This is a genomic window from Streptomyces sennicomposti (assembly GCF_019890635.1).
Lineage (GTDB): Bacteria > Actinomycetota > Actinomycetes > Streptomycetales > Streptomycetaceae > Streptomyces > Streptomyces sennicomposti.
The window spans coordinates 77926-91285 of sequence record NZ_JAIOAB010000010.1 but is presented as its reverse complement, the minus strand read 5'-3'; the positions used below and the strand labels follow the sequence as shown (position 1 = coordinate 91285).

Genomic DNA, 13360 nt, shown 5'->3' with positions numbered 1-13360 from the left:
GCGCCTCAGCCCGCCAGCAGGTGTGAGACGCGCTTGGTGATCAGATACGCGTCCAGGGCCTCGGGGCCGCCCTCGCGGCCGTAGCCGCTGTCCTTGACGCCGCCGGAGGGCGCCTCGTGGACGGAGCCGCCGCAGTGGTTGATCGACAGGATGCCGGCCTCCAGGGCGGCCGAGAGCTTCTCGGCGGTGGCGGCGGACCTGGTGAAGCCGTAGGCGGCGAGGCCGTACGGCAGGGCGTTGGCGACGCGCAGGGCCTCGTCCAGGTCGGTGAACGGCATGATCGGGGCGAGCGGTCCGAACGGCTCCTCCTGCAGCAGCTCGGCGTCGTCCGGTACGTCGGTGAGCACGGTGGGCTCGAAGAAGTACCCGGGGCGGTCGAGGCGCTCGCCGCCGGTGAGGATCTTGGCGCCGCGGGCGACGGCGTCCTCGGTGAGCCGCTGGATTGACCGGAGGCGGCGTTCGTTGGCGAGCGGCCCCATCCGGGTGCCCTGGTCCAGGCCGTCGCCGACGGTGATCGCCTCGGCGGCCCTGACGAACTCGGCGGTGAACTCCTCGATCACGCTCTCGTGGACGAGGAAGCGGCTGGGCGAGGTGCAGACCTGGCCGGCGTTGAAGAACTTGGCCTGGGCGGCGCGGCGGGCGGCCTGCGCGGGGTCGGCGTCCTCGCACACGACGACGGGGGCGTGACCGCCGAGTTCCATCAGGGAGGGCTTCATGACCCGGCCGGCCTCGGCGGCCAGCAGCTTGCCGACGGGCACCGAGCCGGTGAAGGCGATCAGCCGGGTGACCGGGGAGGCGATGAGATGGGCGGAGACCTCGGCGGGCTCGCCGAAGACCAGGTTCAGCACACCGGCGGGCAGGCCCGCGTCGGCGTAGCAGGCGACGAGGGCGGCGGCGGTGGCCGGGGTCTCCTCGGAGGCCTTGATGATCAGCGAGCAGCCGGCCGCCAGCGCGGAGGAGATCTTGCGGTTGGGGCCGCCGACCGGGAAGTTCCACGGGGTGAAGGCGGCGACCGGGCCGATGGGTTCGCGGCGGACGGTGAGGACGGTGCCGGGGGCGGAGGGGATGATCCGGCCGTAGGCGCGGCGGGCGTCGTCGGCGTGCCAGCGCAGGGTGTCGGCGGTGCGGCGGGCCTCGCCGGTGGACTCGGCGAGCGGCTTGCCCTGTTCGAGGGTCATGACGCGGCCGATCTCGGCGGCGCGCTCCTCGATGAGGTCGGCGGCGGCGTGCAGGATCGCGGTGCGCTCGGCGATCGACGTCTCGCGCCAGACCTCGGCGCCCTTCTCGGCGGCGGCGAGCGCCCGGTCCAGGTCGTCGGCGGTGGCGAGGGCCACGGTGCCGATGGTCTCCTGGGTGGCCGGGTTCTCCACGGGGGCGGTCTCTGCGCTGCCGCCCTGGCACCACTCGCCCGCGATGTGCATGCGGACGGCGGGGTAGCCGTGGTCGATGGTCATGGCTGGGGTGCCTTTCCAGGCTGCGGGTGGCCGGCGGTGCGGGCCGGCCTGCGGGTGGGTGGTGTCCAGACGGACGCGTGGGTCGGGCGGACGCGTGGGTCGGGCGGACGTGTGGGTCGGGCGAACGCGTGGGTCGGGCGGACGCGTGGGGTCAGGCCGGCGCGTCGGCGGCGTCGCGGTGGGTGCGCAGCGTCCAGATGTGGTGCGGCGGGGTGGTCTCGTGCACCCGGGTCTCGTAGGCGTCGTCGACGCGGTCCATGTCGGCGGCGTACTCGACCCGGCCGCCGCAGGGGGCGTGCAGGAACCGGAAGACGTTGGAGCCGATGGTGTGGCGGCCGAGCTTGCGGGCTTCGCGCCAGCCCCGTTCGATCATGTGGTTGCCGCCCTCGATCACGTCGTCGAAGCCGGGCACCTCGTAGGCGATGTGGTTGACGCCGGCCTTGTCGGGGCGGTGGCACAGCAGCATGGTGTGCTGGTCGTCGTCGCCGGGGGCCTGCATGAAGACGCCCATGGGCTTGACGACGTCGACGGCGCGGAAGCCGAGCCGGCCGGTGTAGAAGGCGACGGCCTCGTCCTTGCCGGCCTTCGGGATGTTCAGCGCGACGTGGCACATGCGCAGCGGGTACGCCCGGGTCAGGGCGTCGAGCGGCTTGTTCCAGCGGGCGACGCTGCCGGGGGCGTTGGCGGGCCGCGGGGTGACGTCGGCGTTCTTGACGCGGGCCAGGGTCAGGCCGACGCCGAAGCCGGTCTCGTCGACGGTGTGGAAGACGCCGGCGGCGTCCTCTCGGACCGCGCGGTCGCGGCGTATCTCGGCGACGAGCCGCTCCAGTTCCTCGCGGGTGTCGACGCCCCAGACGATCTCGCGCAGCGTGGGGCCGGGCTCGACCGGCCCGGGCAGCAGCGGGCCCGGCTCGGTGTCGAGGTGGAGGCTCTGGCCGGTGAGCGTCTCGAAGACGGCGTGCTCCTCGGTCCGCTCCACCTGGAACAGCCCGAAGTCGTCGAAGAACCGCACACATGCGTCGAGGTCGTCGATGCTGTAGGTGGCCGATTCGATTCTCTGGATTCCCATGACTCCTCGTTTCCTGCTCGCCTCGCGAGCGTAGGTTTCCGCAGGCGAGGCGCTCAATGGCCTGAGCTCTACGGAATGCGCAATCCTTAGTTGCCGGCCGGGACCGGCCGCGAAGCCGAGGGGTGTGCCGGGCCGCTACGGGCGCAGCGCGGGAATCGGGTTCTGGGAGAACCACTCGGCGAGGAAGTCCAGGAACACGCTGACCTTGCGCGGGGTGTCCTGTCCGGGGCCGTAGATGGCGTACAGCGGGCGGTCGGGCACCGCGAGGTCGGGCAGCAGCACCTGGAGGGCGCCGGAGACCAGGTCGTCGTAGGCGGGACGCTGGGGCAGCAGGGCGATGCCGCGGCCGTGCACGGCGGCCTTCTGGAGGGCGATGTAGGAGTTCGACGAGAACGCGATGTTACGGATCTTGTGGAGGGTGCTCGCGTGCCCGTGGCCGATCCGCCACACGGGGTCGTTGACGTGCACGAGGCAGTCGTGGGCGGCGAGGTCGTTGGGGTGTGCGAGGGCGCCGCACCGCGCGACGTAGTCCTCGGAGGCGCACAGCACGAACGGCAGGGAGGAGATCTTCTTCAGCCGGACGCTGGAGTCCCTGAGGTCGCGGGTGTGGAAGGCGACGTCGAATCCGCTGTCCAGGAAGTCGTAGGTGCGGTCGGACATGCCGCCCAGTTCGAACCTGACCTGGATCTTGGGATGGGCCGCGGAGAACGCGGCTATCGCGTCGCCGAGGTCGAGGCTGCCGATCCACTTGGGGCAGATGACGCTGAGCGTGCCCTCGGGCCGGTCGTGGAGCTGGGCGATGCCCGCGTCCTCGGCCTCGATCTCGTCCAGGATCCGGGCGGCGAACTCGGCGTAGCGCTGTCCGGGCTGGGTGAGGCTCACCGAGCGGGCGGTGCGGTTGACCAGGCGTACCCCCACCTGCCGTTCCAGTTCCGCCACGTGCCGCGACACGAGCGAGCCCGAGGAGCCGAGTTTCTTCGCGGCCCCGCTGAAGCTGCCCACCTGCGCGACGGTGACGAAGCTGTGCATGAGGAGCAAGCGATCCATTTTTCCTCCGAGAAGGTGCTCCCGCCCGGCGGCCTCCGGGGCGGGAGCGAAGGGTCCGCCCGGCGCCTTCGCGTCCTGGTGCGGCTCCCCCGCCCGGGTGGGGGCCGGAGCGAGGGGGCCGGCCGAGGACGTGTCGGCGGCGCGGCGGAACGTGCGGCTCGAAGCAATCCGGGACGGGCGCCGGTTCCCGGTGGGGGCCCTACTCGGGGCAGTACTGGGGAGCCTCGCTCAGATTGTCCTTGGTGACCAACACAAGAGGAATATCGGCGATCTTGTCAACCTTCTTGTCGTTCAACAGATCGACCGAGTTCTTCACTGCGGTCTCGCCGATGGTCTTGGCGGAGTTCGCGACGGTGGCGGAGAACTCACCGCTCTTGACGGCCGCCAGCCCCTCGTCGGTGCCGTTCACGGTGACGATCTTGACGTCCTTGTGGCCGGCGGCGTCGAACGCCTTGCGGACGCCGAAGGCCATCTCCTCGTTGGCGACGAAGGCGTAGTCCAGGTCCGGGTGCGCCTGGATCATGTTCTGCGCCACGTCCTGGGCCTTGGTGGGGCTGAACATGCCGGGCTGGTTCGCGACCACCTCGGCGTTGGCCGGCAGGGCCTTCTTGAATCCGTTGACCAGCAGGTCGGAGGCGGCGCCCGGCGCGCCCGCGACGATGCCCACCTCGACCTTCTTCGCACCCGCGTCCCGGGCGACCCAGCCGGCGTCCAGGGCGCCCACCTTGCCCAGGTCGACGACGGCGGCGCCGAGGATGTCGTCGACGTCGCCGGTGGACACCGAGGTCAGGTAGATCGGCACGCCGGCGGCCTTGGCCTTGGCTATGTCGCCCTTGAGGGAGTCGACGTTGACCGTCTGCACGATCAGCGCGCTCACGTTGCGGGAGATCATGTCCTCGATGTTGGACAGCTCGGTGCCGGCGTTCTGATGCGAGTTCGCGCTGTAGACCTTGGCGTCCTGGGTCTTGGCGGTCTGCTCGACGGCCTTCTGCAGACAGGTGTGGAAGCTGGTGTCGCCGCCGTTGACGAAGCCGAGGGCGATGCCGTCGGAGCCGGCCCCGCCGTCGCCGCCGCAGCCGGTCAGGGCCAGCGAGCCGGTGACGGCGGCGGTGAACAGGGCGGTGCGGGAGCGGGCGGAGGATCTTCTCATGGCGGGACGGCCTTTCTTTCGTGACGTGCGTGACCTGCGAGAATTGCGTGACATGCGTGACATGCGCGACGGGACGTCGGGGGAATGACGGTGTGCTCAAGGGCCTCGCGGCCCCCTGGGAGGGCGCGGGGCAGTGTCGATCCGGGCGGGGCGAGGGTCAGTGCGGGGCGCGCGCCTTGTGCATCTCGTTGGCGACGGCCGCGACCAGCAGGACGGCGCCGACGGAGACGGACTGGTAGTTGCTGGAGAAGTCCAGCAGGTTCAGCGCGTTGGCGACCACGCCGAGCAGGACCAGGCCGAGCGCGGTGCCGACCACGGTGCCGTGGCCGCCGGCGAGCGAGGTGCCGCCGATGACGACCGCCGCGACGACCGCCAGCTGGAGCGAGAGCCCGGCGGTGCTGCCGGGGCTGCTGGAGCCGAGCCGGGCCAGCAGCATCACGCCGCCGAGGCCGGAGAGCAGGCCCGTGAGGCCGTAGAGGGTGAGCTTGCGGGCGGTGACGTCGATGCCGCTGAGCCGGGCCACGTGCTCGTTGCCGCCGATGGCGAAGGCGTCGCGGCCGAACACCGTGAACCGCATGACCAGCGCCGTGGCGACCAGGATCAGGACGGCCACCACGAGCAGCCAGGGCACGCCGAGCACCTTCTCGTTGCCGAAGGCGAACATGTGCCGGCCGACGGAGAGGGTGTTCCCGTCGTGCACCAGCAGCGCCACGCCGTCCAGCAGGGTCGCCGTGGCGAGGGTGACGACGAACGGCGCCACGTCGGTGAACGTCACCACCAGCCCGTTGACCAGGCCGAGGGCGGTGCCGAGCAGCAGGGCGACGACGACCGCGAGCGGCGTGGGATGGCCGCCGGCGATCAGCTTGGCGGCGACCGCGGCGGTGACGGCGACGTTGCTGCCCATGGAGAAGTCCATGCCGCCCGCGGTCATCAGCAGGGTCAGGCCGGCCGCGAGGACGGCGTTGACGCTGATCTGGCCGAGGACGTTGAGGATGTTGCGGTCGGTGGCGAAGGTGTCGCTCTGCACCGCGGTGAACACCACGACCAGGACCAGCACGGTGATCAGTCCGACGTGCGGGACGGAGCGCAGCCGGCCCGGGGAGAGCCTGGCCGCGGGCCCGGCGGGCCGGTCCGGCGGCTCGCAGACGCCGGGGGTGTCGGGAACTGTCTTGACGCTCACTGCGGTTGTCCTCCGAGGGCGGTGGCGACGAGTTCGTCGCGGGTGATGTCGGTGACGGCGTGCTCGGCGACCGTGCGGCCGGCGCTGACGACCACCACCCGGTCGGCCAGGCGCATGACCTCCTCGGCGGAGGAGGAGGCCAGCAGTACGGCCACGCCGCGCGAGGCCAGTTCGTCGACCAGGGCGTGGATGTCGGCCATGGCCGCGATGTCGACCCCGTTGGTGGGGTCCTCCAGGAAGCAGGCGACCGGCTCGGTCTGGAGCCACTTGGCGAGCAGCACCTTCTGCTGGTTGCCGCCCGACAGGGAGCCGACCGGCGGGTTCCCGGCGAGGGTGACCACGCCGTAGCTCTCCCGCAGCGGCGCGGCGCGGCGGGCGAGTTCGGCCACGCGGTGCAGGCGCCGCCGGGCGAAGCGGTCGCCGGCCAGCATCAGGTTCTCGTCCACGGACAGCGCCGGGACCAGGCCGAGGGCGCGGCGGTCGCCGGTGACGCAGCGCAGTCCGCTGGTCAGCGAGGCGCGGACCCGGCCGAACGGGACGGGCCTGCCGTCGACGCGCAGCGTGCCGGAGTCGGGGCGGCGCCGGCCGGAGAGCAGGTCGAACAGGCGGGACTGGGCGTCGCCGGCCGGGCCGAGGACGGCGACGATCTCGCCCTTGCGGACCTCGACCGAGAAGTCCCGTACGGCCCGTCCGTCGTTCAGGCCCTGTACGGCGAGCCCGTGCTCGTCCTCGGGGGCGGGGCGGTCGGCGCGGCGGGAGACGATGTCCCGTCCGACCATGGCGCGGACCAGGCCGGCCGGGTCCAGTTCGCGGGCGGGCGCGGTGCGTACGACGGCCCCGTCCCGCAGCACCGTGAGGCGGTCGGCGACGGCCATGACCTCGTCGATGTAGTGCGAGATGTAGACGACGGCGACACCCTCGTCCCGGAGGGTGCGCACCAGGGCCCTGATCTGGTCGGCGGCCTCGGCGCCGAGGCAGGCGGTCGGCTCGTCCAGGATCAGGATGCGGCCGCCTCGGCGGACCTCCCGGGCCACCTCGACCATGGTCTGCTCGGCGACGGTCAGCGAGCCCGCGACGCGGTCCACGTCGATGTCGATGCCGAGCGCGGTGAGCGCTTCGCGGGCCCCGTCCCTGACGGTCCGCCAGCGCACGATGCGGCCCTTGGCGGGCAGGTCGCCGAGCATGACGTTCTCCGCGACGGTGAGTCCCATGGCCAGCTCGCGGCGCTGCGGCACGCAGGAGATGCCGAGGCGGCGGGCCTTGCGCACGGTCATGCCGTGCTGCGGCCGTCCGCCGACCTCGATGGTGCCGCCGTCGGCCTGGTGCACACCGGAGACGATCTGCACCAGGGTGGACTTGCCGGCGCCGTTCATGCCCATCAGGGCGTGGATCTCGCCGGGGCGGAGGTCGAGGTCCACCCCTTTGAGCGCGGCGGCCCCGCCGAAGCTCTTGGTGACGCCCCGCACACGGAGCACGGCGGCGCGGGGGGCGTCGCCCGCTGACGGTTCTCGCGGCCCCGCGGTGTCCTGCCGCGGGTCTTCGAGGGAGGTCACGGACGTGGCCCGTCGTCGTCGCGGTCCGCGGTGACCCGGCCGTAGCCGCGGATGTCGGGGAAGGGCGGCTCCTTGTCCGCCTGGAGGTCCACCTGGAAGGTGTTCAGGCACATGCCGAGCATGGTGAAGTTGCCGAGCGCGCCGATGGTGTCGACCAGTGCCTTGGCGCCGAAGTGTTCCAGGGCGCGGGCGAAGGTCTCGTCGGCGACGAAGTGCTCTTCGAGGATCTCCCGGCAGAACCGGTAGAAGGCCTGGTCCGCGGCGTCCTCGAAGACCGCCTCGCGCTTCTCGGCGATCGCCTTGACGGCGGCCTCGGGGATGCCGGCCTCGACGGCCTGGTGGACGTGGGCGTTCCAGGAGTACTGGGCGTCCCAGTTGCGGGCGGCCATGAGCAGCGTCAGCTCGCGCAGGTGCTTCGGCAGGGAGCAGTCGAAGCGGGCGAAGGCCCCGAGGGACTCGGCGCGCTCGCACATCTCCGGGCTGTGCAGCCAGACCCGGAAGGGGCCGCGGACCGCGCCGCGCCTGCCCGCGATCCGGGCGGCGAGTTCCCGCTGCCGCGGATCCATTTCCTCTTCGGTGAGAACGGGGAGCCTCATCTGGCTGATACCTGCCTTTTCTTTCCGGCATGTTTCCCGCACGGGTCGCATCGCCGTGCGATGCCAGGTGACGGTACAGCCGCCCTCGGCGAGCACACCCCTCCCGGAGCGCAAGGTAAACCTGCACGCCACAGGGCAGCGTTTCGCGCTCGCGCGACCTAACGTCGTCCGACGCGGCACGGGGGAAATCCGCCGGGAACGAACGGGAACGAAGAGGAATCAGAAGATGCCCACCATCATCAAGGTCGCGTCGGTCCCCCTGCTGGACCGTGGCGGAGCCGTCGTGACGACACCGCTGATCACCACGTCCTCCGCGGGCGGGGAGAACAGGATCACCAGCGGGATGAGCGTGTATCCGGTCGGTTCCGGAGCCCCGCTGCACTCGCACAACTGCGACGAGCACGTGACGGTCCTGGAGGGCGAGGCGGAGGTGGTCGTCGACGGCGAGGTGACACGGCTCCAGCGGTACGACACCACCTATGTGCCCTCCCCGATCCCGCACCTGTTCCGCAATGTCGGCGACACCCCGCTGCGGATCCTGTGGGTCTACTCCTCCGGGCACGTCACGCGAACGTTCACCGAGACCGGCAGGACGGTGGAACACCTGTCGGCGGAGGACCAGATGGGCTGAGTTGCCCCGGCCGGGCGTCCGCCCGCGCCTGCCCCGGCCGGCCCCCGCGCGAACGGGGCCGGGCCCTGCGGCGCGTCCCGCTCACGCGTCGTATAGTCGAGCTTCCCGCGGACCACCGGGCCGTCTTCGAGCAGGTGGTCCGGGAGCGAGGCCGAGGGGAGGCGGGCGATGGCCGCGAGTCCGGACGACAAGGCGATCCTGGCGAGGCTGCGCGCGGTCACGATGTGGCTGTCGCGGCAGATGCGCGAGCCGTCGGCGGCCGAGACGTCGATCACGCCGTCGCGTTATTCCACCCTGTGGACGGTCGACATGTTCGGTCCCCTGCGGATGACCGACCTCGCCCGCCTGGAGAAGGTCAGCAAGTCCTCGGTCACCCGCATCGTGAGCAATCTTTCCGCGGACGGACTGGTCTGCGTCACACCCGACGCGCACGACGGCCGCTCGCTCCTGGTGGCCCTGACGCCCCAGGGCAAGAAGGTCCTCGCCGCCACCTCGGAGCGCACGGACGCGTTCTTCCTGACGCGTCTGGCCGACTTCTCGGACGCCGAGAAGGTGATGCTCGGGGCCGCCGTGATGCTGCTCGAACGTCTGGTTCCGCCCGCCGAGGGGAAAGCCGCCGACGGCCGGGACGCGCACGGCACCGCTCCGTGACGACTCGCGGCCGGCGGCCGCGGACCGTCCCCGGAAGCCGTGGTCGAACACCTACCTCCGCGACGGGCAGTACAACGGCGCCGTGTCGGCGTTCTCCTTGGTGATGAGGCGGATCGGGGTGTGGTCGATCTGTTCGGTCTTCTCGTGGCGCATGAGCGAGATGACGTTCTTCACCGCCAACGCACCGGTGTCCGCCGCGGAGTTGGAGACCGTCGCCGCGAAACGCCCGTCCTTGAGAGCGGCCAGGGCTTCGTCGGTGCCGTTCACCGTGACGATGCGCACGTGTGCGCCGGCGGCGTCGAAGGCCTTGCGTGCGGCGAAGGCCATCTCCTCGTTGGCGACGAAGGCGTAGTCCAGGCCGGGGTGGGCCCGGATCATGGCCGCCGCGGCGCGCTGTGCCGTGGCGGCGTCGAACATGCCGGGCCGGTTGTCGACCACCCGCGCCGTGGGCGGAAGGGCCTCGGTGAAGCCGTCGACGAGGAGGTCGGAGGCGGGGCCGGGGGCTCCGGCTATCACGCCGACCTCGGCGTCGCGGCCCGACGCGTCGTCGCCGATCCAGTCGGCGTCGAGCTTGCCGACGGCTTTCAGGTCGACCACGACGGCTCCCAGTATGTCGTCCGGGTCCGCCTCGACCGAGGTCAGGAAGACCGGAACGCCGGCGCTCTTGGCCTCGGCGATATCGCGTTGGAGGGCCTGGGTGTTCACGGTCTGCAGGATGATCACGTCGACGCCGCGCTTGATCATGTCCTGGACGTTGGACCGTTCCCGGGCAGCGTCCTGGTGAGAGTCGGCGGTGAGGATCCGGGCCAGGTTGTTTCTGGCCGCGTCCTCCACGGCCTCCCGCAGACACGTGTGGAACTTGGTCGAGCCTCCGTTCACGAAACCGATCGTCAGGGGCCCGTCATGGCTCTTCCCGGAACTCGACGCCAGCGAGCAGCCGGCGAGTCCGAGGGCGGGGACGAGGAATGACGCGGCCAGGGTTCTTCGAACGCGAAAAGGACCGGACATGGGTCGGCGGCCTTCCAGGAGATGCGCGGTGCGCGACGTACGTGAAGACCGGCCGAAGCTATCGCCGCGGCGAGGCGTGTGATCCACTCGGGCACGCAAGCTAAGGATGCGCGCCGTGCGCCCCTGCCCGTGCGCGGGACGTGATCGCGCACCGTGCCGGACGCGGGGTCCGGCGGGTGGCGCCCGAGGCGCCGGATCGTCCACGCGACGGCGCCCACGACGGCCGGTGCGCCCCCTGGGGCGCGCCGGCCGTCGTCCTGCTCCGTGTCCCGCGCCTCTACCGTGTCGTGTCCCCTGTCGCGTCCCCTGCCCGTGTCGTCGCGAACGGCAGCACCAGGCGGGAGGGGTGCGCGGCGTCCCGGTAGATCTTGTGGGTGACGGGCCGGCCCACCGGCAGGTGGAAGGCGTCCGGCGGCAGCAGCGCGTTGTGCTCGTCGGCGAGCGGCTCGTCGTTGGACAGCTCCACCACCAGCCGGTGCCCCGGCAGGAACGTCGCCGCGAAGGGGTAGATCCGCAGCACGTATTCCTCGATCGTCCCCGGCTCGACCGGCACCGCGCGGGTGTGCGGGTGGTGCGGGTCGCCCTCGGTGGTGCGTTCCTCGTCCAGTTCGCGGTGCGAGGCCTTGAGGTAGGCGGTGGTGACGAGCTGCCGCCTTCCGGTCGGGGCCTCGTCCCACAGGCGCAGGATGAAGTTGGTGTCCGGCTGGTCGATCTCGGCGAACAGGTGTGCCGCGCCCTGTCCGATCATCTCGGTCGGCTCGGTGAAGGGGGCGGTGGACCAGCTGAGGATCTCCACCTTGTCGGTGACCGTCAGCGGCGCCTGGTAGAAGCCGTCGGGGGCGGCGTGTTCGGCGCCCATCAGCTCGGGTTCGAAGCTGAGCCCGCGGCGCGGCCGGAAGTACAGCGAGCGGAACTCGACGTCCTTCGGGGGCCACTGCGCGCCGGTGACGGTCGCGCGGGAGCCCTCGACGTGGACGGTGACGGGCGGCTCGTCCATGACGCCGTTGTCGATGCCCTTGAGCCAGTACTCGTACCAGCGGAACATCTTGTCGTGCTCCTCGACGAAGGGGCGCGACTGCATGGGCGGGTAGGGGCCGATGTCGAGCTTCTTCGGGCCCTTCAGCGCCTTGTACAGCTCGATGGTGCCGTCCATGGTCCAGCCGCGGCCCTGGTCGATCTGGAGCCAGACGGGGATGTCGATGGCCGGCGCGAGGGTGATCGGGTTGCGCTCCTCGTACCAGTCGCCGTCGACCTCGTTCATGACGATGTCGAACCAGGCCTCGTGGTTCTTCGGGTAGGTGAGCACATGGACGAGGTTGGGCCAGGCGGCCACGTCCGGGTCCGTCAGCCGCTCGGCGACCCGCTTGCCGATCTCCTCGGGCGAGTACGTCTGCAGCATGCGGGACTTGACGCCGTCGGTGAACGCCCAGCCGGAGTCGCCGCCGCGGCCCTCGCGGGCGGCGCGCGGCATGAACCACATGACGCCGCCGTGGTACGTCGTCTCGTAGAAGTCGTAGTGGCCGCCGCTGACGAAGATCGCCTTCAGGCTCGGCGGGCGTTCGGCCGCCGCCAGGACCTGCATCGAGCCGAAGTAGGAGATGCCGATCATGCCGACGTTGCCGTCGCACCACGGCTGCGCGGCGACCCATTCGATGAAGTCGTAGGCGTCCTGCCCGAGCGGCACCCCGCCGGCGTTGTAGTTGCCGATGTGCTCGCCCTCGGAGGCGCCGGAGCCGCGCAGGTCGCCGATGACGTGGACGTAGCCCTCCTGGACGACGCGCGCGATGTCGCCCGCCTCGATGCAGCCGTCCCACATGGGGCTCGGCCGGCGCTGCGGGGGCGTGGTGAGGGCGAGGGCCTGGAGTTCCTTGCCGTAGGGGCTCAGGGCGACGAGCGCCGGGCGCGGGGTGTCGTCCACGGGGCTGTAGGTGTCGGCGGCCAGGGTGACGCCGTCGCGCATCGGGACGCGGAGGTCCTTGCGGACGGCGATGGTCTGCTCGCCCGCCCGGATCGTGTGAAGGTCGGTCATGTCTGCGCAGCTCCTGTGTGACGCGTTCGGGCACGCGTGCGGTAGGCGTGCATCGAGGTGAAGAACGGCGACGGCTCCAGCGTGGGGTCGCCGGTGTAGCCGAGAGCCTCGGCGGCCGGGGCGAAGGGCGAGTACGGGGAGTCCGTCTCCGTCAGGCCGGCCTCGAGGCAGCGGCAGGCCGCGGCGGCGACGCGGTCCTCGGCGGCGAGGCTCTGGTCGATGGCCTCCCGGGCCTGCGCCTCGTCGAGTTCGACGCCGTACGGGGTGCCGTCGGCCCGCCGGTAGGGGTGCCCGAGGTAGAGGCGGCGCGGGCGGACCCGGTCGCGCAGGTGCTCCAGTCCGGCCCGGTAGGCGGCCGGATCGGTGTAGCCGGGGAAGCCGTTGGCCGCGCCGTGCACCTGTACGGCGTCGCCGACGAAGGCCGCGCGCTGTCCGTCGAGCACGTAGGCGACCGATCCCGGGGTGTGCCCGGCAATCGCGTGCACCGACACGGTGACGTCGCCACCGAGGGACAGGGTCTCCCCGCCCCGGACGAGCAGGGTGGGTTCCATCTCCCCGGAGATGACGGCGTCCGCCGCACGCGCCACCTTGGCCTCGCCCTCGGGGTCGCGCAGGTACGGGCCGCGTCCGGCGCGGTACTCCTCGACGTGTGCCCGCCGGGAGCGGAGCATCGGCGCGTCGGCCTCGTGGATCACCACGCGCGCCCGTCGGCCGGTGCGTTCCCACAGGGCGTACGCCCCGCCGACGTGGTCGATGTGGCCGTGCGTCAGCAGGATCCAGCGCACGTCCTCGATACGGCGCCCGAGCGCCTTGAGCGCGGGGGCCATGCCCTCGGCGGGCGAGGTGGCGATCCCGGTGTCGACGATCGCCGGCTGGGGTGCGTCGATGTAGAAGCTGTACAGACCGAACCGGCCCCAGGGCGAGACCAGGGGGTGGACGGCGACGTCGTGAGTCATGGTCGTCTCTCCGAACTCGTGCTCGGCCGGGGCCGG

12 protein-coding genes are annotated in these 13360 nt (G+C 71.6%); 2 read left to right on the top strand and 10 right to left on the bottom strand.

Annotated features, from left to right (window positions below; translation table 11 throughout):
- Nucleotides 1-5: 5 nt before the first annotated feature.
- The 7 genes from K7787_RS08885 to K7787_RS08855 form a co-directional block, all read right to left on the bottom strand.
- Entirely contained in the window at nucleotides 6-1454 is a 1449-nt protein-coding gene (locus K7787_RS08885) for an NAD-dependent succinate-semialdehyde dehydrogenase (RefSeq protein WP_223001039.1), read from the bottom strand.
- A 151-nt stretch (nucleotides 1455-1605) separates the two neighbouring features.
- Nucleotides 1606-2523, bottom strand: a complete 918-nt coding sequence (locus K7787_RS08880; protein WP_223001038.1) for a VOC family protein — start codon at nucleotides 2521-2523, stop codon at nucleotides 1606-1608.
- 135 nt (nucleotides 2524-2658) lie between these two features.
- A complete protein-coding gene (locus K7787_RS08875) occupies nucleotides 2659-3570 on the bottom strand; it encodes a LysR family transcriptional regulator (RefSeq protein ID WP_223001037.1) in 912 nt (303 codons plus the stop codon).
- A gap of 199 nt (nucleotides 3571-3769) precedes the next feature.
- Complete coding sequence (locus tag K7787_RS08870) at nucleotides 3770-4720, bottom strand: sugar ABC transporter substrate-binding protein (protein WP_164388952.1); 951 nt, start codon at nucleotides 4718-4720, stop codon at nucleotides 3770-3772.
- A 157-nt stretch (nucleotides 4721-4877) separates the two neighbouring features.
- Nucleotides 4878-5900: an ABC transporter permease gene (locus K7787_RS08865; RefSeq protein ID WP_223001036.1), complete on the bottom strand. Its 1023-nt coding sequence runs from the start codon at nucleotides 5898-5900 to the stop codon at nucleotides 4878-4880.
- Complete coding sequence (locus K7787_RS32245; RefSeq protein ID WP_308036313.1) at nucleotides 5897-7366, bottom strand: sugar ABC transporter ATP-binding protein; 1470 nt, start codon at nucleotides 7364-7366, stop codon at nucleotides 5897-5899. Before K7787_RS32245 ends, K7787_RS08865 begins: the two co-directional genes overlap by 4 nt.
- An 83-nt stretch (nucleotides 7367-7449) precedes the next feature.
- Nucleotides 7450-8019, bottom strand: a complete 570-nt coding sequence (locus K7787_RS08855; RefSeq protein WP_009193120.1) for a carboxymuconolactone decarboxylase family protein — start codon at nucleotides 8017-8019, stop codon at nucleotides 7450-7452.
- A gap of 256 nt (nucleotides 8020-8275) precedes the next feature.
- On the opposite strand from K7787_RS08855, the gene K7787_RS08850 reads away from it, so the two are divergent.
- Both K7787_RS08850 and K7787_RS08845 read left to right on the top strand, forming a co-directional pair.
- Nucleotides 8276-8680, top strand: coding sequence for a cupin domain-containing protein (locus K7787_RS08850; RefSeq protein WP_164388950.1), 405 nt, complete (start codon nucleotides 8276-8278; stop codon nucleotides 8678-8680).
- 168 nt (nucleotides 8681-8848) lie between these two features.
- Nucleotides 8849-9331 carry a MarR family winged helix-turn-helix transcriptional regulator gene (locus K7787_RS08845; RefSeq protein WP_009193118.1) on the top strand — a complete coding sequence of 161 codons (483 nt, stop codon included), beginning with the start codon at nucleotides 8849-8851 and terminating at the stop codon, nucleotides 9329-9331.
- Between the two features lie 51 nt (nucleotides 9332-9382).
- On the opposite strand, the gene K7787_RS08840 is transcribed toward K7787_RS08845, so the two are convergent.
- From K7787_RS08840 to K7787_RS08830, 3 genes are all read right to left on the bottom strand, one after another.
- Entirely contained in the window at nucleotides 9383-10210 is an 828-nt protein-coding gene (locus tag K7787_RS08840; RefSeq protein ID WP_231574265.1) for a sugar ABC transporter substrate-binding protein, read from the bottom strand.
- A 406-nt stretch (nucleotides 10211-10616) separates the two neighbouring features.
- Nucleotides 10617-12368: a CocE/NonD family hydrolase gene (locus tag K7787_RS08835; protein WP_223001035.1), complete on the bottom strand. Its 1752-nt coding sequence runs from the start codon at nucleotides 12366-12368 to the stop codon at nucleotides 10617-10619.
- Complete coding sequence (locus K7787_RS08830) at nucleotides 12365-13324, bottom strand: MBL fold metallo-hydrolase (RefSeq protein ID WP_223001034.1); 960 nt, start codon at nucleotides 13322-13324, stop codon at nucleotides 12365-12367. Before K7787_RS08830 ends, K7787_RS08835 begins: the two co-directional genes overlap by 4 nt.
- Nucleotides 13325-13360: the final 36 nt, after the last annotated feature.